Source organism: Kluyvera intermedia, assembly GCF_021440345.1.
GTDB classification, from domain to species: Bacteria; Pseudomonadota; Gammaproteobacteria; order Enterobacterales; family Enterobacteriaceae; genus Kluyvera; species Kluyvera intermedia_A.
In genome coordinates, this window is record NZ_JAKCNS010000009.1 from 32,472 (window position 1) to 53,116 (window position 20,645).

Sequence of the window (20,645 nt, forward strand, 5' to 3'; positions counted from 1 at the left end):
CTGTATATTCATTCAGGTTAAGTTGTGTCATAATTAGCCGTTTCTGCCGTTTGTCCTTCGAACAAACCAGGCAATCCGTGTATCTTCTACCGGGAAAGGTGAATGGATAAGATCGAAGTTCGGGGCGCCCGCACCCATAATCTCAAAAACATCAACCTCGTCATCCCTCGCGACAAACTGATTGTCGTGACCGGGCTGTCTGGGTCTGGTAAATCTTCATTGGCTTTCGACACCCTCTACGCCGAGGGGCAGCGTCGCTATGTGGAATCGCTTTCTGCCTATGCGCGTCAGTTCCTGTCGCTGATGGAAAAGCCGGACGTCGATCATATTGAAGGGCTGTCGCCGGCTATCTCCATTGAGCAGAAGTCGACCTCGCACAACCCGCGTTCTACCGTCGGTACCATCACCGAAATCCACGACTATTTGCGTCTGCTGTACGCTCGCGTCGGTGAACCGCGCTGTCCGGATCACGACGTGCCGCTGGCGGCGCAAACCGTCAGCCAGATGGTCGATAACGTGCTGTCGCAGCCGGAAGGCAAGCGCCTGATGCTGCTGGCACCTATCATCAAAGAGCGTAAGGGCGAGCACACCAAAACGCTGGAAAACCTGGCAAGCCAGGGCTATATCCGCGCACGCATTGATGGCGAAGTCTGCGATCTGTCCGATCCGCCGAAGCTGGAACTGCAAAAGAAACACACCATTGAAGTGGTTATCGACCGCTTCAAAGTGCGCGATGATTTGTCACAGCGCCTGGCGGAATCGTTTGAAACCGCGCTGGACCTCTCCGGCGGCACGGCGGTAGTCTCCGACATGGACGACCCGAAAGCGGAAGAACTGCTATTCTCCGCCAACTTCGCCTGCCCAATCTGCGGCTACAGCATGCGCGAGCTCGAACCGCGCCTGTTCTCGTTCAACAACCCGGCCGGCGCCTGCCCAACCTGTGACGGCCTGGGCGTACAGCAGTATTTCGACCCCGACCGCGTTATCCAGAATCCAGAGCTGTCGCTTGCCGGTGGCGCGATTCGCGGCTGGGATCGCCGTAACTTCTATTATTTCCAGATGCTGAAATCGCTGGCGGAACACTACCAGTTTGATGTGGAAGCGCCATGGGACAGCCTGGGCGCGGTCGCACAAAAGGCCATTCTGTACGGTTCAGGCAAAGAGTCGATTGAATTCAAATACATCAACGACCGTGGCGACACCTCCGTGCGCCGCCATCCGTTCGAAGGCGTGCTGCATAACATGGAGCGCCGCTATAAAGAGACGGAATCGAGCGCGGTCCGCGAAGAGCTGGCGAAATTCATCAGCAACCGCTCCTGCACCAGCTGTGACGGGACGCGTCTGCGCCGCGAAGCGCGCCACGTGTATGTAGAAAACACACCGCTGCCTACCATCTCCGACATGAGCATCGGCCACGCGCTGGACTTTTTCACCAACCTGAAGCTGGCCGGTCAACGGGCTAAAATTGCCGAAAAAGTGCTGAAAGAGATTGGCGATCGCCTGAAGTTCCTGGTGAACGTCGGCCTGAACTACCTGACCCTTTCCCGCTCCGCAGAAACCCTGTCCGGCGGTGAAGCGCAGCGTATTCGTCTGGCTAGCCAAATTGGCGCCGGGCTGGTAGGCGTGATGTACGTGCTGGATGAACCGTCCATCGGCCTGCACCAGCGCGATAACGAACGTTTGCTGGGAACGCTGGTTCACCTGCGTAACCTCGGTAATACGGTGATTGTGGTCGAACACGACGAAGACGCCATTCGCGCCGCCGACCACGTTATCGATATCGGTCCGGGCGCGGGCGTGCACGGTGGCCAGGTGGTTGCCGAAGGGACGCTGGACGACATCATGGCGGTGCCAGAGTCGTTAACCGGGCAGTTCATGAGCGGCAAACGCAAAATTGAAGTGCCAAAAAACCGCGTTCCGGCCGATCCGGAAAAAGTCCTTAAGCTGACCGGCGCCTCGGGTAACAACCTGAAAGACGTGACCCTTACGCTGCCTGTCGGTCTGTTTACCTGCATCACCGGCGTTTCCGGCTCAGGTAAATCAACGCTGATTAACGACACGCTGTTCCCGATTGCGCAGACCCAGTTGAACGGCGCAACCATTGCCGAACCGGCGCCGTATCGCGACGTTCAGGGGCTGGAACATTTCGATAAAGTTATTGATATCGACCAGAGTCCAATCGGCCGTACGCCACGCTCTAACCCAGCGACCTACACCGGCGTCTTTACACCGGTGCGCGAGCTGTTTGCCGGCGTGCCTGAGTCACGTTCGCGCGGCTACACGCCGGGACGCTTTAGCTTTAACGTCCGCGGCGGGCGCTGTGAAGCCTGTCAGGGCGATGGGGTTATCAAAGTTGAAATGCACTTCCTGCCGGATATCTACGTGCCGTGCGACCAGTGCAAAGGCAAACGCTATAACCGCGAAACGCTGGAGATTAAGTACAAAGGCAAAACTATCCACGAAGTGCTGGATATGACCATTGAAGAAGCCCGTGAGTTCTTCGATGCGGTGCCAGCGCTGGCGCGTAAGCTGCAAACCCTGATGGACGTGGGTCTGACCTACATCCGTCTTGGTCAGTCGGCGACTACGCTGTCCGGCGGCGAAGCACAGCGCGTGAAGCTGGCACGCGAGCTGTCAAAACGCGGTACCGGCCAAACGCTGTACATTCTGGATGAGCCGACCACTGGTCTGCACTTTGCCGATATCCAACAGCTGCTGGAAGTCCTGCATCAGCTTCGGGATCAGGGCAATACCATCGTGGTGATTGAGCACAACCTGGACGTCATTAAGACGGCCGACTGGATTGTCGACCTCGGCCCAGAGGGCGGTAGCGGCGGCGGTGAAATCCTCGTTTCCGGCACCCCGGAAACGGTGGCTAACTGCGAAGCATCGCACACCGCGCGCTTCCTGAAGCCGCTGCTGTCGTAATTACGAGTACATCTGCTGTCGGAGCGTTTCCGGCAGCAGTTCTACCGCCAGCTTATACGAAGCATCAACCAGATAGTAAATCTGTGAATTAGGCAGCGAACCGTCGAGATAAACCGTACTCCAGTGCGCTTTATTAAGATGGCGGCTGGGACGTACATCGCTATGCTGCTGACGCAGCAGGTCTGCCAGTTCGGGGCTGGTTTTCAGCGACACCGCCGGGCGGTCTTCCACATCCTTTACCATCGCGAAAAGCACATCGGCCACTTTAATCTGAGTTGCCTTCCAGTCGCTGTGCACGCTCTGTTCCGCGCCACGCTTAGCCATGCAGTACAGCAGAAGATCCGAGCTGGTCATCGTTATACTCCTTTGTGTTACCGCCATCTGTGCAAAAAATCATCACCTTCAGTGTGCAACAAGACGCCGAAAGGTTAAACCTTCCGACGCATTATTTTGCCTAAAAAAGCATCATTTTTTGGTAGGGCGCTCAGTACTCGGAGTTAACGATCACTTCTTCATTGAAAGCGCCAGCCTGCGGCAGCGGTCGGTAAGTAGAGTTGGAGGCGCGCAGCACGCGGATCCCTCGGGCACCGGCTTCACGCGCGGCGGTGATGTCGTTGTCTGAATCACCATAAAACACCCGAATATTCTTCTCTTTTAGCCACTGCGTTTTGCTGTTCTGCCCCGGATGGTCGCCGGCAAAAATCACCGGATTCATGCTCGCAGCCGGGATCAGGAAATCATCCTGCAGCGTTTTGGAGACGGTTTCGGTTTTGGTCGGGCTACGTCCGGTGACAAAGTAGATGCTGTCGCCGCGCTTCACGTGCATCGCAATCAGTGAACGCGCGACCTCTTTAGGAATGCTGAACGCATCCCAGCCGTTGTTCATCTTTTCCCAAAACTCAGGGTTCTTCAGATAGTCCTGGCTGTCCGGTGAATAGGTTCTTTGCCCGCGCCAAAAGCCAGGACTGGAGAACAGCACGGTATCGTCGATATCAAAACCGACGGCCATCGGCGGATGACCAAGCAGACTATTTTCAATCTGTGCCACAGAAACCCAGTGGATAGGCGCTTGCTCAGCAAGTTTCGCGATATCGGTCCCTGGGTATAGTGGAGAGGGTGACGACGCATGGGCCGTCACCGAAGCATTCAGTGCAAATAACAAGCAGACGGCACTGAGAGCCTGCGTAATCTTGCGCATGTTTTCCCTTAATTCGTCGATTCGTTATTGTTTTAGAGTCAGTCGTGCTTTAAACAAAGCACTGCGACCTTACCGTCTGAGGTCGACGAAAGGAAGGAATATCTAAGAATAATCCCAGAAAAAGTAAGGAGATCACGTTTTGATTTCGGGAAAACACTCTGGCTCAGCGCTTACCTTAGAGCCAGAGTGAGCACATACTTACATCACAGCAGCAAAGGCTTTGGCAACCCGCTGAACGTTCCGGCTGTTGAGCCCTGCCACGCACATACGACCGCTGGCGATCAGGTAAACGCCGAACTCGTCGCGCAGTCTATCAACCTGTTGCGCGCTCAGGCCGGTGTAGCTAAACATCCCGCGCTGCTTGAGCAGATAGTCGAAATTACCGTTCGGCATCTCTTCTTTCAGCACGTTGACCAGCGCCTGACGCATTTCCAGAATACGCGTACGCATCCCTTCCACTTCCGCCAGCCAGTTGGCTTTCAGCTCCGCGTCGCCCAGCACCGCTGCCACTACCTGCGCCCCAAAGTTCGGCGGGCTGGAATAGTTACGGCGCACCGTCGCTTTCAGCTGGCCCAGCACGCGCAGCGCGGTTTCGTTATCTTCACAGATAATCGACAGACCGCCGACGCGCTCGCCGTACAGCGAGAAGATTTTGGAGAACGAGTTGCTGACCAGTGCAGGCAGCCCGGCCGCGGCAATCGCGCGGATCGCGTAGGCGTCCTCATCCATACCCGCGCCAAAACCTTGATAAGCGATATCGAGGAATGGAATCAGCTCACGGGCCTTGAGCACCTCAACCACCGCGTCCCACTGCGCAGGCGTGAGATCGGCACCGGTTGGGTTATGGCAGCACGGATGCAGCAACACGATGCTGCGTGCAGGCAGCGTGTTGAGTTTTTCCAGCAGCGCATCCACGCGCACGCCGTTGGTTTCGCTGTCAAACCACGGGTAGGTACCGACGGTAAAGCCCGCACCTTCAAAAATCGCGATATGGTTTTCCCAGGTCGGGTCGCTGACCCACACACCGGAGTCCGGGAAGTAGCGCTTGAGGAAATCCGCGCCAACCTTCAGCGCGCCGGAGCCGCCGAGGGTTTGAATGGTCGCCACGCGCTGTTGCTGGAGAACCGGGTTGTCCGCGCCAAACAGCAGCGGCGCCACGGTGTGACGGTAGCTGTTAAGCCCTTCCATCGGCAGATACAACGACGCGCCGTGCGGCTGCGCGTTCAGACGCGCTTCGGCTTTCGCCACCGCCTGCAGCTGCGGAATGATGCCGTCTTCGTTGTAGTACAGGCCGATGCTGAGGTTAACTTTGTCGCTGCGCGGATCTTCTTTGAAGCGTTCCATTAACGAAAGAATGGGGTCGCCCGCATAGGCGTCAACTTTTTGAAACACGCGATGGTTCTCCAGGTTTACAGAAAGGCAGGAAATAACACAATAAACCGGATGCAGTGGAAGGTCGAGAGGTAGTTGCGGGTTTTGCCCGGCATCGCATAACGACGCCGGGCGGTGTGGCGTTAACGCTTAATCAATATACTTCATCGCCACGCGCGACGTCAGCCGCGTAATAAGTTCGTAAGCACTTACTTTCGTGATTTCAGCGATGCGTTCAACCGGCAGTCCCTGACCCCACATAATGACCGTATCACCGGTTTTGTCTTCCGCTTCTGGCCCTAAGTCGACGCAAATCATATCCATCGCCACGCGGCCAACAATCGGCACTTCACGACCGTTCACCAGCACCGGCGTTCCGGATGGTGCGGCGCGAGGATAACCATCGCCATAACCCATCGCCACCACGCCCAGGCGGGTGTCACGCTCGCTGATCCAGGTACCGCCGTAGCCAACCGCTTCACCGGCTTTGTGCTCGCGTACCGCAATCAGGCTGGAAGTCAGCGACATCACCGGCTGCATGCCAAAATCCGGGCCCCACGGCTTTTGCTCAAGCGGCGATACGCCGTAGAGAATAATGCCCGGGCGCGCCCAGTCGAAATGCGATTGTGGCCACAGCAGAATACCGCCGGAAGCCGCAATGGAGCGCAGCCCCGGTTTGCCGGCGGTAAAGGTGTTGAAGATATCCAGCTGGCGTTCCGTGGCCCCACAATCCGGCTCGTCGGCACGGGCAAAGTGACTGACAATATTCACCGGCTGGCGGACGTTTTTGCACTGGCTCAGGCGCTGATAAAAAGCTTCGGCTTCTTCCGGGCGAACGCCCAGGCGATGCATGCCGGTATCGAGCTTCATCCACACGGTGACCGGCTCACTGATTTCGGCGGCTTCCAGCGCTTCAAGCTGCTCTACGTTGTGCACTGCGGTATGCAGCTGCTGCATCGAGATGGTCGGCAGGTCAGTGGCGTTGAAGAAGCCTTCCAGCAGCAGGATCGGCTGGGTGATACCGCCGTCGCGCAGACGCAGCGCCTCTTCAAGGCGGGCAACGCCAAAAGCATCGGCGTCGGGGAGCGTTCGCGCGGTCTCGAGGAGGCCGTGTCCGTAAGCGTTCGCTTTCACCACCGCAACCAGCTTGCTGGCAGGTGCCAGTTCACGCAGACGTTGCAGGTTGTGTCGCAGAGCGCGGCGGTTAATGACTACAGTTGCCGCTTGCATTTGTGTTCCTTGATAAGTGTTTGCTTGAATGACCTGATTTAGTGTTGTTATTCGTCGTCGTACTGCGGGCCAGCGTAGTTATCGAAACGCGACCACTGACCGTTAAAGGTCAGGCGTACCGTACCGATTGGGCCGTTACGCTGTTTACCGATAATAATCTCGGCGATGCCTTTTAAGTCACTGTTTTCGTGATAAACCTCATCACGATAAATGAACATGATTAAGTCGGCATCCTGCTCGATGGAGCCGGATTCACGCAGGTCGGAGTTGACCGGGCGTTTATCCGCGCGTTGTTCCAGGGAGCGGTTAAGCTGCGACAGCGCCACCACCGGCACATGTAACTCTTTGGCTAACGCCTTGAGAGAGCGGGAAATTTCCGCAATTTCCAGCGTACGGTTATCGGAAAGCGACGGCACCCGCATCAGCTGGAGGTAGTCGATCATGATAAGACCAATACCGCCGTGCTCACGGGCGATACGACGCGCGCGCGAACGCACTTCCGTCGGCGTCAGGCCGGAGGAGTCATCAATGTAGATATTCCGTTTTTCCAGCAGGATCCCCATGGTGCCGGAGATACGCGCCCAATCCTCATCGTCAAGCTGGCCGGTACGAATACGGGTCTGGTCAACGCGCGACAGCGACGCCAGGGAACGCATCATAATCTGCTCTGATGGCATCTCGAGACTGAAGATCAGTACCGGCTTATCCTGCAACATCGCCGCGTTTTCGACGAGGTTCATCGCAAATGTCGTTTTACCCATCGATGGACGAGCGGCAACGATAATCAAGTCCGACGGCTGTAAACCTGCGGTCTTTTTATTGAGGTCATCGTAGCCGGTATTCACCCCGGTGACGCCGTCGTGCGGCTGCTGGAAAAGCTGCTCAATACGCGCCACGGTGGCGTCGAGCACTTCGGTGATGTTTCGCGGGCCTTCGTCTTTGTTAGCGCGGCTTTCGGCGATTTTAAATACCCGGGACTCAGCCAAATCCAACAGGTCTTCGCTGGTACGCCCCTGCGGGTCGAAACCGGCTTCGGCGATTTCATTGGCGACCGCAATCATCTCGCGAACAACGGCACGTTCGCGGACGATATCGGCGTAAGCGCTAATGTTCGCCGCACTTGGCGTATTTTTTGATAGCTCGGCCAGATAGGCAAAACCACCGACGCTGTCCAGTTGGCCCTGTCGCTCCAGCGATTCCGCGAGCGTTATCAGGTCAATCGGGCTACCGCCTTCCTGCAGGCGACCCATCTCCGTGAAGATGTGGCGGTGCGGACGCGTATAGAAATCATCGGAGACCACGCGCTCGGCGACATCGTCCCAGCGCTCGTTATCCAACATTAAACCGCCCAACACCGATTGTTCCGCTTCAATCGAGTGCGGCGGTACTTTCAGACCTGCCACCTGAAAATCGCGTTCGCGAGCTTCGGTTTGAGGTTTGTTGAAGGGTTTATTTGCTGCCATAGTGAATGGTATTACCGAGATAAAGAGTGGGTCGAAAGATTACCACATTGTTCTGGAGGAAGCATGGCAACCCGTATTGAATTTAGCAAACATGGCGGCCCCGAAGTGCTCAACGCCGTCGAATTCACCCCCAACGCCCCTGCGGAAAATGAAGTGCAGGTGGAAAACAAAGCTATCGGCATTAACTATATCGATACCTATATTCGCAGCGGCCTTTACCCGCCGCCGTCGATGCCAAGCGGTTTGGGCACAGAAGCTGCGGGCGTAGTCAGCCAGGTAGGCGGCAACGTTAAGCATATCAAGGCGGGCGATCGCGTGGTCTACGCGCAGTCAGGGCTTGGCGCCTACAGTTCGGTGCATAACGTCGCGGCGGATAAAGTCGCCCTGCTCCCGGCGGCCATTTCTTACGAACAGGCCGCGGCCTCGTTCCTCAAAGGTCTAACAGTCTTTTATCTGCTGCGCAAAACCTATGAAATCAAACCCGGCGAACCGTTCCTGTTCCATGCGGCCGCAGGCGGCGTCGGTCTGATTGCCTGCCAGTGGGCCAAGGCACTAGGTGCGAAGCTGATTGGTACCGTGGGTAGCGCAGAAAAAGCGCAGCGTGCGCTACAGGCCGGTGCCTGGCAGGTGATTAACTACCGTGATGAAAATATTGCCGAGCGGGTGAAGGCTATCACCGGCGGCAAGAAACTGCCGGTCGTCTACGATTCGGTCGGGAAAGACACCTGGGAAGCGTCGCTCGACTGCTTGCAGCGCCGTGGCCTGATGGTCAGTTTTGGTAACTCGTCCGGGCCGGTAACCGGTGTTAACCTCGGCATCCTCAACCAAAAAGGCTCGCTGTTCGTCACCCGCCCTTCTCTCAATGGCTACGTCACGACCTATGACGAACTGAAAGAAGCCAGCCACGAGCTGTTCTCACTGATTGCCAGCGGGATCATTAAGGTGGATGTCGCAGAGAGCCAGAAGTATCCGTTGAAAGAAGCACGACGCGCGCATGAGATTCTGGAGAGTCGGGCAACTCAGGGCTCAAGCCTGCTTATCCCGTAGAGATTCTGCGGCACAAAAGACTAGGGCTTCCCGTAGGAAGCCCTTTCTTTTTTTAGTTCGGCTGTATGTAGGGTACAGCTCGATGAGTTCGTTAACGCCAGCCATAGTGACAGATTTTTTACGCGAATCCTACGGCGTTTTATGCAAAACTTTTGAGGTTGTGACGAATCCCTCAATACCTCCGGTAGTTGTCGCGCCAGGTCTGTTTTTTCGGTGAATTAATCGCCCGAACGATCCACACCACCACCACCGCCAACAGCAGCCACGGTAGAAGTTTTATCATCAGCGCAAACAGCCCGCCGACAAACATCAGCACCGTTGCCACCACCAGTGCAGCGATAATCCCGAGCAGCGAAATGCCCGTGACCAGCAGCATGACAAAAAATCCAATCACAAATAATAGTTCCAGCATCGTTGCTCTCCCAGAATGCACACGTATCTGTCAGAACTATTACAAAAATCGTGCCAGAACTAAATTATTGAATATAAACAAAAACGCTCCGCAACACTGTGCGGAGCGTGGTGAATTTGACCAGGTTTTAGCGAAATAATTAACGCTTATCGGCAACCAGTTTTAATGCGTGCTCGAGCACGTCAATTCCCGCGCCGGCCTTGTGCGCATTTTCACTCAGATAACGACGCCACTGACGAGCCCCCGGAATGCCCTGGAACAAGCCCAGCATATGGCGCGTCACGTGGCCCAGATAGGTCCCGTTACTCAGTTCACGTTCGATGTACGGATACATCGCGCGGACGATCGCCACCGGGTCAGCATCGACATCGCTCGCGCCGAAGATCTCACGGTCCACCGACGCCAGGATACCTGGATTCTGATAGGCTTCGCGCCCGACCATCACGCCGTCCATATGCGCCAGATGCCCTTTGGCCTCTTCCAGCGATTTAATGCCGCCGTTGATAGACATGGTCAGATGCGGGAAATCACGCTTGAGCTGGTATACGCGCGGGTAGTCCAGCGGCGGGATCTCGCGGTTTTCTTTCGGGCTAAGCCCGGAAAGCCAGGCTTTACGCGCATGAATAATAAACATCTCGCACTCGCCGCGCCCGGAGACCGTATCAATAAAATCGCAGAGGAATTCGTAGCTGTCCTGGTCATCAATACCAATACGCGTTTTGACCGTGACCGGAATCGACACCACGTCGCGCATCGCCTTCACGCAATCCGCGACCAGCTGCGCATTACCCATCAGGCAAGCACCAAACATGCCGTTCTGTACGCGGTCAGACGGGCAGCCGACGTTGAGGTTAATTTCGTCATAACCCCGCTCCTGCGCCAGCTTCGCACAGTGCGCAAGTTGAGCCGGATCGCTGCCGCCAAGCTGGAGAGCAACCGGATGCTCTTCCTCGCTGTAGGCCAGATAATCGCCTTTACCGTGAATAATCGCCCCGGTAGTCACCATTTCGGTATACAGCAGGGTGTGCTGCGACAGCAGACGCAGGAAGTAGCGGCAGTGTCTATCCGTCCAGTCGAGCATCGGCGCGATGGAGAAACGGTGAGCAGGGAAAGCGGCGGTCGAGGATTCTGACAACATGGCGATTATTTAAGCATCCGGAAAAAAGGGGCGGCTACTATAGCATAAAGCCTGAGCAGAAACGTAATGCTAGAGGGGAATCCCCCGGCGGCGCTAAGCTTAGCCGGAGGATGTGATACGGCTTAGAACGTGACGCTAACCTGCGCCCCGGCCCCCCAGGTTTGATCTTCCCCGTACAGCCCCATCAGGTCGAGGTGTACCCGGTTGAACGGCGCAAAACCCACGCCGCCGGTGAAGACGTTGCTGTCGTTGTTTTTCAAATCCGCACGATAGCCTGCGCGTACCGCCAGCCAATCGAGCGGACGTACTTCCGCACCGACGCCCACGTACTGTGAACTCTCCTCGCTCTTAAAGCCTTTGGTTTCGGTCAGATCGCCGTCGGCGCTCAAGGTCAGCATATCGGTGTGCCACGCCACGCCTGCGGTCACTAATGGGTGAATCTGGTAGGTGTCGCGCACCCCCGCCACCTCTTTGGTGTCGATATCGCGGGAGAACAGGTTCTGTCCGCTCAGCCCCACCGTCCAGCTATCGCCAAAATCGGCGGTCATCCCTGCGTCGACGTTAAAACCGGTATCGTCGTTACGATAGCGGCTACTGTTGATAGCATCGCTGCTGAAGTTGTATATCGACACGGTGTAGTTGTAGAGCCAGGTCTGTTGCAGTTTTGGCGTCACGCCAAATGATACCGGCACACCACCAAAATCGAACTGCCGTGCAATGGCGACACCGTAGTCAGAAACAATGGCCGCTCGCCCATAACCTTTCGATTTCAAATCTCTAGCTTTGACACTCAATACGTTGGATGGTGTGGCCTCAATACCGCGCAGAATATCGATATCACCTTGGTCGATATAGGAGCTGAGCCGTGCTCGGGCATCAGCCTTCGCGACAAACGCAACCGCCAGCACATCGTTTGGAATAGTAATCGCCAGACCCGCTCCGGCTTTCGTTCGCGCGGTCTTTCCTTTGACCGACGAAAGCTGATCGGCCAAATCGCCGGCCGCCGAAGAAACGCGCCGATAGCCGGGGCTGCCAGGATTAGTAAGGTCGGAAAGATTAATATTGTTCAACGAACTGATGTAGTCCTGTATATCATCGCTAATATCGTCGATCTTAGTGCGCAAATTATCCTTATCGGAAATCTGCGCACCAATCGTCGGTAGGATTAACGTAATATCATCATCAGGTTTGGCTTTCGCCAGTAATGCCGGGTTAATCAACACACCGCTGCCATAGTGTGCTGAAGCCACCCCTGTACCACCCATTGCGTCGTTCCGGGCCTCCGCCCAGCCATTTGCGGCTTCAGCCGGAGCTGCCACCAGAAAAGAGACAGCGATCCCTATCAGAGAAAATTTCTCATTTTGTTTCATAGTTTGCCCATCTTATTGTCTGTTATGGAACAACCCCCCATCCGTTATCGCCTGGATGGAGACAAACTATTGCTGCGAATAACAGGCCAAAAAATGGCCAATTCCCTGAAATGAAATTTTCGATAGGTTTATTATTATTAATAAGCGCTCTAACTTCTTATAGAAGAAGATATTTAGTTTCGCCCAGGTTTTCCGTCATGCGGTCCAAAAAATTGCGGCGGATGATCCACCCAACGATCTTCGCGGGTGACGGCATACGAGGCGTTTAACGGGTAATAGATACGGTTGGATCGTTTATTCGCCTCCCCGACCACCAGCAGCCGCACCTCTTCCGACGTATTGTTAATAAAAGTGTGACAAACCCCGGTCCCCGCCGGAAAACCGACGCTATCACCGGGCTGAAGTTTCCACAGATAGCCGTTAATCCAGGCCTGTGGATACCCTTCCAGCACGTAGATAAACTCCTCTTCATCGCTCTCCGCATGCGGATAGGACGTCCGCCGCCCCGGCGGTAAACGTTCATGGTGAATGCCAATGTGTCGGAGTCCCAGCGCGCGGGCCAGCGGCGCACCGATAGAGAAACGCTCCTCGCTATCGGGATAGGTGGAATTGTCGGGCCCTTCGACGTCATGCCAATGGCGAATGCAATCGGGTCTTTTCATTGTTTTTCGTCCTGAGTGTGAAGTACACCTGCTATAACACACCTATAGCACACCGGTGGAAACTCGGCGTTTCTGCCATAACATGATAAAGTATGTGTTTGTTTCACCCGTAACCCGAGGACGCCAATGGATAAGACCACTACGCAAGAACTGCTAGCGCAGGCTGAAAAGCTGTGTGCGCAACGCGGCGTGCGCCTGACTCCTCAACGTCTGGAAGTGTTGCGCCTGATGAGTCTGCAGGAAGGGGCAATCAGCGCCTACGATCTGCTCGACCTGCTGCGCGTCAAAGAACCGCAGGCTAAACCGCCGACGGTATACCGTGCTCTGGAGTTTCTGCTCGAGCAGGGTTTTGTTCACAAAGTCGAATCCGCTAACAGTTACGTGCTGTGCCATCTGTTTGATCAACCGACTCACACCTCCGCCATGTTTATCTGCGACCGCTGTGGCGTGGTGAAAGAAGAGTGTGCGGAAGGGGTTGAAGACATCATGCATGCGCTGGCGGCGAAGATGGGCTTTGCCCTGCGCCACAACGTGATTGAAGCGCACGGTCTGTGCTCAGCCTGCGTTGAAGTCGAAGCCTGCAAGGCGCATGAACACTGCCAGCACGACCATACGATTCAAATTAAGAAAAAATCCCGCTAGCAGGCGCTAAGCGGGATAGTGTACTTCCCTGTACGCGCTCGCTGGGTTTACCAGCGGTGGTTATGACGTTTATCCCAGCTATCGACCTCTTTTTCGGCCTGATCCTTCGCGTAGCCATAGCGCTCCTGAATTTTACCGACCAGCTGATCGCGTTTCCCTTCGATCACCGTCATATCATCGTCGGTCAGTTTGCCCCATTGCTCTTTCACTTTGCCTTTAAGCTGTTTCCAGTTGCCGCCGACTTCGTCTTTATTCATCATCAAATCCTCGGGAGTCAGTGAGTGAATAGCGAAAGTGTCTCTACAGAACACACATCTTTTTCGCTAAGCGTGAGGTTAATTGTAGTCAGTCATTCCGACATCAATTCACTATTCGGAATCTTTAACCATCACGTCAGGCAAACCAGCTGTTGTTTCGCCAGTGACGACGCCAGATAAACGCCAGCGATAGGCCGCGCAGCGCCAGGAAGACGGCAAGCGCCAGCCACAGCCCGTGGTTGCCAAGCACCGGTAGCGCTAACAGCGTGAGCGCAAACCCCGCCGCCGCAACGGCCATGCTGTTACGCATCTCGGCGCCGCGCGTCGCACCGATAAACATGCCATCAAGCAGATAACACCACACGCCGATTATCGGGAGCACCATCTGCCAGATCACGTAGCGGTCAGCAAGCTCGCGTAGCTCGGGAATGGACGTCAGCAGCGCCACGATATGTTCCCCCAAAACGGCATAAACCAACGCAAAGGCCAGTGCGACCACACCGGCCTGACGGCATGCCGCTCGCCAGACCTCCAGTAGTTTACTGCCGTCGCGCGCGCCGTAGGCCTGACCAGAATGGGCTTCAACCGCATAGGCGAAGCCGTCCAGCGCGTAGGCGGTGAAGGTAAGCATGGTCATCAGCACGGCATTCACCGCGACAATATCGCTGCCAAGACGAGCACCAAAAACGGTTACCGCACCAAAGCACAGTTGCAGCAGCAGCGAGCGCAGCATGATGTCACGGTTCAACGCCAGCAGACGCCGGAAGTTGCCGTGCCAGGCCATTTTCAGCATCGCCCAGGAAATCCCGCGCATCACCAGTACCTTACGTACCATCCCTAAACCGACCAGCAAGGTCGCGTACTCGGCGATGGCCGTCGCTAACGCCGCCCCCTGCACGTTCATATGCAGCCCCATCACCAGCCACAGGTCGAGGACGATATTGAGTACGTTGCCCACCACCAGCAGCACGACCGGCGCGCGGGCATACTGAACGCCCAACAGCCAGCCCAGCAGCACCAGATTTGCCAGCGAAGCCGGGGCGCTTAGCCAACGGATGGAGAGAAAGCGTTGCGCCTGCTCCAGCACTTCACCGCTGCCACCGACGATAGACAGCGCGAGATGAATCAGCGGATTTTTAAACAAGATGATCAGTAGACCAGCACCTAGCGCCAGCAGCAGCGGTTGTACCAGCGCACGGGCCAGCGCCTGCGGGTCTTTGGCGCCAAACGCCTGCGCCGTCAGGCCGGTGGTGCTCATACGCAAGAACAGCAGCAGCATAAACAGGAAGCTGGTTGCGGTCGCGCCAATGGCCACGCCACCCAGATAGACCGGGCTGTCGAGATGGCCAATCACGGCGGTATCTACCAACCCCAGCAGGGGCACGGTGATATTTGAGAAGATCATTGGTAGCGCAAGGCGCCACAGGGCCTTATCGGCGGAAGTCAGTAGCGGCATGAGTGAGAACCAGAAAGAAAAAAGGCTGTGATAACGGAAGTATCACAGCCATTTGAGAGAAGGGAGTGTTACAGCCACTCGCCGTTGCGGATAACGCCAACGGCCAGCCCTTCGATGGAGAAACTCTGCTGACGCAGATCGACCACGATAGGGGAAAACTCGCTGTTTTCCGGCAGCAGTTCGACGACGTTACCTTGTTTTTTCAGGCGTTTCACCGTCACTTCTTCATCGATACGCGCGACGACAACCTGACCGTTACGCACATCCTGGGTTTTATGCACCGCGAGCAGATCGCCATCCATAATACCGATATCTTTCATCGACATGCCGCTGACGCGCAGCAGGAAGTCGGCGCTCGGTTTAAACAGCGATGGATCGACCTGGTAATGGCCTTCAATGTGCTGCTGCGCCAGCAGCGGCTCGCCCGCCGCAACGCGGCCAATCAGCGGTAGGCCCACTTCTTCTTCCACCAGCAGGCGGATACCACGAGAGGCTCCGGAGACAATCTCAAGAACTCCTTTGCGCGCCAGCGCTTTCAGGTGTTCTTCAGCCGCATTCGGGGAACGGAACCCCAAGCGCTGAGCAATTTCCGCACGCGTCGGCGGCATGCCCGTCTGGCTGATATGATCCCGGATGAGATCAAACACCTCTTGCTGCCTGGTCGTTAACGCTTTCATTCCGCCCCCTGGGTGTATATACAGTTATGCTGTGAGTATATACAGCTAGTGCCTATTTTGGAACCATAAAACGCAGGAAATCAGGCAGTTTTCACAGCTTTAGTGGAAATGAGCCCACAGCAGGATAGCCCAGGTGATCAGCGCGACAAAAATCGACAGCAGCACGGCGGCTGAGCCCATATCTTTCGCTCGCCCTGACAGCTCGTGATATTCCGAGCCAATACGGTCGACGACCGCTTCCAGTGCACTATTGAGAATTTCCACTATCATCACCAACAGAACGGAGCCGATAAGCAGCACGCGGGTGATAGGGTCAACATCCAGCCAGCAGGCAATGATAATCGCCAATACGGATGCAACCCCCTCCTGGCGAAATGCGGCTTCGTTGATCCATGCCGCGCGAAATCCTTTCCAGGAATATCCAGCTGCTTTGATAATTCGGGTGAGCCCAGTGGTATTATTGGCCATCTCAAGAACCTTTTACGTTATGACGTCAATGACAATGCGTACTTCACGTTGCTGCTGGGTTTACCGCCTTGCCGCCGCGCGAATCACTTAGTGTATTATTAAGAACCGGTAGAACAGAAATTCTGCCGACTTTCTGATATTCTTGCCGCGCATTTGCATGATTAACCAGAGGCTTTACATCGTTTATGTCCGGCTGGCCACGAATTTACTACAAATTACTGAATTTACCATTAAGTGTTCTGGTAAAGAGCAAGTCTATTCCGGCAGAACCTGCCCAGGAATTGGGGCTTGATACATCACGTCCAATTATGTACGTCCTGCCTTACAACTCTAAGGCCGACTTACTGACTCTGCGCGCCCAGTGCCTTGCGCACGACCTGCCCGATCCGCTTGAACCGTTAGAAATCGACGGCACCCTGCTGCCGCGCTACGTGTTCATTCACGGCGGCCCGCGCGTGTTCACCTACTACACGCCGAAAGAAGAGTCGATCAAACTGTTCCACGACTACCTCGACTTGCACCGCAGCAATCCGGATCTGGATGTGCAAATGGTGCCGGTGTCGGTGATGTTTGGGCGTTCTCCGGGTCGCGAGAAAGGTGAAGTCAATCCGCCACTGCGGATGCTGAACGGCTTCCAGAAATTCTTCGCCGTTTCCTGGCTGGGTCGCGATAGCTTCGTGCGTTTTTCTCCGTCCGTTTCTCTGCGCCGCATGGCCGATGAACACGGCACGGACAAAACTATCGCCCAGAAGCTGGCCCGCGTTGCCCGTATGCACTTTGCTCGCCAGCGTCTGGCGGCAGTCGGCCCACGCCTGCCTGCCCGTCACGACCTGTTCAAAAAACTGCTGGCATCCAAAGCCATCGCCAAAGCGGTGGAAGATGAAGCGCGCAGCAAAAAAATCTCCCACGAAAAAGCGCAGCAGAACGCGATTGCGCTGATGGAAGAGATTGCCGCGAACTTCTCCTACGAGATGATCCGCCTGACCGACCGTATCCTGAGCTTCACCTGGAACCGTCTGTATCAGGGGATTAACGTCAATAACGCCGAGCGCGTACGCCAGCTGGCGCACGATGGGCACGAGATTGTTTATGTTCCCTGTCACCGCAGCCACATGGACTACCTGTTGCTCTCTTACGTGCTTTACCACCAGGGGCTGGTGCCGCCGCATATCGCCGCCGGTATTAACCTGAACTTCTGGCCAGCAGGCCCGATTTTCCGCCGCCTGGGCGCGTTCTTCATTCGCCGTACCTTTAAGGGTAACAAGCTGTACTCCACCGTATTCCGTGAATACCTCGGCGAGTTGTTCAGCCGCGGTTACTCCGTGGAGTACTTTGTGGAAGGCGGTCGTTCCCGTACCGGTCGTCTACTGGATCCGAAAACCGGCACATTGTCGATGACCATCCAGGCGATGCTGCGCGGCGGTACCCGTCCAATCACCCTGGTGCCGATTTATATTGGCTACGAGCACGTGATGGAAGTGGGCACCTACGCGAAAGAACTGCGCGGCGCGACCAAAGAGAAAGAGAGCCTGCCGCAGATGCTGAAGGGTCTGAGCAAGCTGCGTAATCTCGGTCAGGGCTACGTCAACTTCGGCGAACCGATGCCGCTGATGACCTACCTGAACCACCACGTGCCGGAGTGGCGCGAGTCTATCGACCCGATTGAAGCCGTACGTCCAGCGTGGCTGACGCCAACCGTCAATAAAATGGCGGCAGAGCTGATGGTGCGTATCAACAATGCCGGTGCGGCCAACGCCATGAACCTGTGCTGTACCGCGCTGCTGGCCTCTCGTCAGCGCTCGTTGACCCGTGAGCAGTTAACGCAGCAGCTGGATTGTTATCTGGCCCTGATGCATAACGCGCCTTATGCGCCGGATGCCACCGCACCGAAAGCCTCTGCCAGCGAGCTCATCGACCACGCGCTGCAGATGAACAAGTTCGAAGTCGAGAAAGATACCATCGGCGATATCATCATTCTGCCGCGCGAGCAGGCAGTACTGATGACCTACTACCGCAACAACATTGCGCACATGCTGATTATGCCTTCGCTGCTGGCGTCGATTATGACCCAACATCGGGAGATCACCCGTGGGCAGGTTGCGGACTATATCGACACTCTGTACCCAATGCTGAAAGCCGAGCTGTTCCTGCGCTGGGAGCGTGAGGAGCTGCCGACGGTTATCGATACGCTGATTGCCGAGATGGAACGTCAGGAGCTGATTACCGTAAGCGGCGATGAACTGCGCATCAACGCTTCGCACTCCCGTACGCTGCAACTGCTGGCGGCCGGGGCGCGCGAAACGCTGCAACGCTACGCCATCACCTTCTGGCTACTGAGCGGTAACCCGTCGATGAACCGCAGCACGCTGGAGAAAGAGAGCCGTACGCTGGCACAACGTCTGTCCGTGCTGCACGGCATCAACTCGCCGGAGTTCTTCGATAAAGCGGTATTCTCATCGCTGGTGTTAACCCTGCGCGATGAAGGCTATATCAGCGACAGCGGCGATGCCGAACCAGAAGAGACGATGAAGGTTTACCAGATGATGGCAAGCCTGATTACCTCGGACGTGCGCCTGACGATTGAAAGCGTGACGCAAGACGAAGAACCTACGCCAAAAGATGCCTGATAGCGCGTCGCTTGGTTGAGTGTATGTCGTGCGACATCACTCTGCGCACGACACAAAAAAGCCGGATAATTATCCGGCTTTTTTTATCGCATCAGAACTGCCAGTAACTCATCGCCAGCCCAATAAACAGCACCAGACCGACGTAGTTATTGTTGAGGAATGCCTGGAAGCATGGCCCACGCTCGCGGTTGCGGATCAGCTTTTGTTGATAGACAAACAGCGCCCCGGCAATCAGGATTGACCAGTAGAATTCCCAGTGCAGCCCGTTCAGCCAGCCAATAACCGCCATCAGCCCCAGCACGCATGCCTGGAGAATACCAATAATTAAGCGGTCGTTTTCACCGAACAGAATCGCCGTCGATTTGATACCGATTTTCACGTCGTCATCACGATCAACCATCGCGTATTGAGTATCGTAGGCCACCGCCCACAGGATGTTCGCCAGCAGCATCAGCCAGCAGCTGAGCGGCAGCGATTCGCTGACCGCCGCGAACGCCATCGGAATCGACCAGCCAAACGCCGCCCCCAGCACCACCTGCGGCAGATGGGTATAACGCTTCATAAACGGATAAACCCAGGCCAGCGCCAGACCGGCAACCGACAGCAGGATAGTCATGGTATTGAGCGTCAGTACCAGCAGGAATGACAGCAGCACCAGCACGGCGAACAGGATCCGCGCCTCTTTCTCACTGACGGCACCGCTTGGCAACGGGCGATTGGCCGTGCGTTTTACATGGCCATCAAATTTGCGATCCGCGTAGTCATTCACCACACAGCCTGCGGCGCGCATCAGCCAGACGCCAGCCACGAACACCGCCAGGATCCACAGCGGCGGCACGCCCGGTGCTGCGATCCAAAGCGCCCATAGGGTTGGCCACAGCAGCAGCAGCGCGCCGATCGGTTTGTCCGTGCGCATCAGTTGATGATAAGCCAGCAGCTTGTTCGGCCTAAGACTCCTCTCCATTTTTCTTCTTCCTCTTAGTACAACGGCGATGCCGGTAAAAACAGCTCTGTCAGCAGCAGCGGTTTTCCACTCAAGCGGAGGCGGGAACGACGCCCCCACAGCGCATCATGACGGCCAATTTCGATAAAATCGCGGGTCAACTGGGAGGACGTAAACAGATACCGGCCCAACGGCGTCTGCCCCAGTTGCTGTAGCGCCAGCTCAGGCCCGCACAGGGTCGATTCCGGCACCACGGTACGCCCGGCAAGCCACGGCTCACCCCCGACGCACAATAATATTTCTCGCAGCCAATAGCGAGGTTCATCCGCAAGCAAATGCTGTTCATCGACCAGCGCATCGCGACAGATAAATTCTTCGTTTAATAGCGTAACGCTAACCGGTTTCCCGTATTGCTCAAACCGTTTGGTCATCGAGTCTTCCAGCATCAGCCAGTCGCGCTGAGCCGGTTCAAGCGGGGGAACGACGTCAAAATAGCGCAAAGCACGCAGCTGCGTCAGTGCAGAGTGCGACATGCCTGTCTCTCCAATACATAGCGTTGGGTTATTGTATCGCAGAAAGGCGCGTGAGGGGGTGCAGGAATGGTCAAATACGATCAAGAGCGCAACAGCACTGCAACAGTCGCCGTGACGCGCCAGGCACACCTCATCAGGAATATCTCCAACGCCGAAGTCGCCTGAAGAGTGAGGTGTATAAAAAAGGTGCGCCCCTAAGGGCACACCGAAAGGCTTCGCCTAA

19 protein-coding genes are annotated in these 20,645 nt (G+C 56.0%); 4 read left to right on the forward strand and 15 right to left on the reverse strand.

The window, feature by feature from the left end:
• The first annotated feature begins 102 nt into the window (after window positions 1-102).
• Window positions 103-2,928 carry an excinuclease ABC subunit UvrA gene (gene uvrA, locus LZ634_RS02310; protein WP_234502118.1) on the forward strand — a complete coding sequence of 942 codons (2,826 nt, stop codon included), beginning with the start codon at window positions 103-105 and terminating at the stop codon, window positions 2,926-2,928.
• On the opposite strand, the gene LZ634_RS02315 is transcribed toward uvrA, so the two are convergent.
• From LZ634_RS02315 to dnaB, 5 genes are all read right to left on the reverse strand, one after another.
• On the reverse strand, window positions 2,929-3,282 hold the full coding sequence (locus tag LZ634_RS02315; RefSeq protein ID WP_234502119.1) for an MmcQ/YjbR family DNA-binding protein: 354 nt from the start codon (window positions 3,280-3,282) through the stop codon (window positions 2,929-2,931).
• 130 nt (window positions 3,283-3,412) lie between these two features.
• The gene (aphA, locus tag LZ634_RS02320; protein WP_234502120.1) at window positions 3,413-4,126 is read right to left on the reverse strand and encodes an acid phosphatase AphA; all 714 of its coding nucleotides are present in this window, start codon (window positions 4,124-4,126) and stop codon (window positions 3,413-3,415) included.
• A 198-nt stretch (window positions 4,127-4,324) separates the two neighbouring features.
• Window positions 4,325-5,518, reverse strand: a complete 1,194-nt coding sequence (gene tyrB, locus LZ634_RS02325; protein WP_061283359.1) for an aromatic amino acid transaminase — start codon at window positions 5,516-5,518, stop codon at window positions 4,325-4,327.
• Window positions 5,519-5,647: 129 nt separating this feature from the next.
• Window positions 5,648-6,727, reverse strand: coding sequence for an alanine racemase (gene alr / locus LZ634_RS02330; protein ID WP_234502121.1), 1,080 nt, complete (start codon window positions 6,725-6,727; stop codon window positions 5,648-5,650).
• A gap of 47 nt (window positions 6,728-6,774) precedes the next feature.
• Window positions 6,775-8,190: a replicative DNA helicase gene (dnaB, locus tag LZ634_RS02335; RefSeq protein WP_234502122.1), complete on the reverse strand. Its 1,416-nt coding sequence runs from the start codon at window positions 8,188-8,190 to the stop codon at window positions 6,775-6,777.
• A 63-nt stretch (window positions 8,191-8,253) separates the two neighbouring features.
• Here dnaB and LZ634_RS02340 point away from each other — a divergent pair, with 63 nt between their 5' ends.
• Window positions 8,254-9,237 carry a quinone oxidoreductase gene (locus LZ634_RS02340; RefSeq protein ID WP_234502123.1) on the forward strand — a complete coding sequence of 328 codons (984 nt, stop codon included), beginning with the start codon at window positions 8,254-8,256 and terminating at the stop codon, window positions 9,235-9,237.
• A 172-nt stretch (window positions 9,238-9,409) separates the two neighbouring features.
• On the opposite strand, the gene pspG is transcribed toward LZ634_RS02340, so the two are convergent.
• The 4 genes from pspG to LZ634_RS02360 form a co-directional block, all read right to left on the reverse strand.
• Window positions 9,410-9,649 (reverse strand): envelope stress response protein PspG, encoded by a 240-nt coding sequence (pspG, locus tag LZ634_RS02345; RefSeq protein ID WP_052281835.1) that lies wholly within the window; start codon window positions 9,647-9,649, stop codon window positions 9,410-9,412.
• A gap of 139 nt (window positions 9,650-9,788) precedes the next feature.
• On the reverse strand, window positions 9,789-10,787 hold the full coding sequence (gene dusA / locus LZ634_RS02350) for a tRNA dihydrouridine(20/20a) synthase DusA (RefSeq protein ID WP_234502124.1): 999 nt from the start codon (window positions 10,785-10,787) through the stop codon (window positions 9,789-9,791).
• A 122-nt stretch (window positions 10,788-10,909) separates the two neighbouring features.
• A complete protein-coding gene (locus tag LZ634_RS02355; protein WP_234502125.1) occupies window positions 10,910-12,157 on the reverse strand; it encodes a conjugal transfer protein TraF in 1,248 nt (415 codons plus the stop codon).
• A 173-nt stretch (window positions 12,158-12,330) separates the two neighbouring features.
• Window positions 12,331-12,819 carry a cupin domain-containing protein gene (locus LZ634_RS02360; protein WP_234502126.1) on the reverse strand — a complete coding sequence of 163 codons (489 nt, stop codon included), beginning with the start codon at window positions 12,817-12,819 and terminating at the stop codon, window positions 12,331-12,333.
• Window positions 12,820-12,945: 126 nt separating this feature from the next.
• On the opposite strand from LZ634_RS02360, the gene zur reads away from it, so the two are divergent.
• The gene (gene zur, locus LZ634_RS02365; protein WP_052281831.1) at window positions 12,946-13,461 is read left to right on the forward strand and encodes a zinc uptake transcriptional repressor Zur; all 516 of its coding nucleotides are present in this window, start codon (window positions 12,946-12,948) and stop codon (window positions 13,459-13,461) included.
• A gap of 47 nt (window positions 13,462-13,508) precedes the next feature.
• Here zur and LZ634_RS02370 read toward each other — a convergent pair whose 3' ends face one another.
• The 4 genes from LZ634_RS02370 to LZ634_RS02385 form a co-directional block, all read right to left on the reverse strand.
• Window positions 13,509-13,718 (reverse strand): CsbD family protein, encoded by a 210-nt coding sequence (locus LZ634_RS02370; RefSeq protein WP_234502158.1) that lies wholly within the window; start codon window positions 13,716-13,718, stop codon window positions 13,509-13,511.
• A 136-nt stretch (window positions 13,719-13,854) separates the two neighbouring features.
• Complete coding sequence (gene dinF, locus LZ634_RS02375) at window positions 13,855-15,174, reverse strand: MATE family efflux transporter DinF (protein WP_234502127.1); 1,320 nt, start codon at window positions 15,172-15,174, stop codon at window positions 13,855-13,857.
• A gap of 68 nt (window positions 15,175-15,242) precedes the next feature.
• Window positions 15,243-15,851 (reverse strand): transcriptional repressor LexA, encoded by a 609-nt coding sequence (gene lexA / locus LZ634_RS02380; protein ID WP_234502128.1) that lies wholly within the window; start codon window positions 15,849-15,851, stop codon window positions 15,243-15,245.
• Window positions 15,852-15,950: 99 nt separating this feature from the next.
• Window positions 15,951-16,319: a diacylglycerol kinase gene (locus LZ634_RS02385; protein WP_234502129.1), complete on the reverse strand. Its 369-nt coding sequence runs from the start codon at window positions 16,317-16,319 to the stop codon at window positions 15,951-15,953.
• A gap of 185 nt (window positions 16,320-16,504) precedes the next feature.
• Here LZ634_RS02385 and plsB point away from each other — a divergent pair, with 185 nt between their 5' ends.
• On the forward strand, window positions 16,505-18,946 hold the full coding sequence (gene plsB, locus LZ634_RS02390; RefSeq protein ID WP_234502130.1) for a glycerol-3-phosphate 1-O-acyltransferase PlsB: 2,442 nt from the start codon (window positions 16,505-16,507) through the stop codon (window positions 18,944-18,946).
• 91 nt (window positions 18,947-19,037) lie between these two features.
• On the opposite strand, the gene ubiA is transcribed toward plsB, so the two are convergent.
• Both ubiA and ubiC read right to left on the reverse strand, forming a co-directional pair.
• On the reverse strand, window positions 19,038-19,910 hold the full coding sequence (gene ubiA / locus LZ634_RS02395; protein WP_234502131.1) for a 4-hydroxybenzoate octaprenyltransferase: 873 nt from the start codon (window positions 19,908-19,910) through the stop codon (window positions 19,038-19,040).
• A gap of 14 nt (window positions 19,911-19,924) precedes the next feature.
• Complete coding sequence (gene ubiC / locus LZ634_RS02400) at window positions 19,925-20,422, reverse strand: chorismate lyase (RefSeq protein ID WP_234502132.1); 498 nt, start codon at window positions 20,420-20,422, stop codon at window positions 19,925-19,927.
• Window positions 20,423-20,645: the final 223 nt, after the last annotated feature.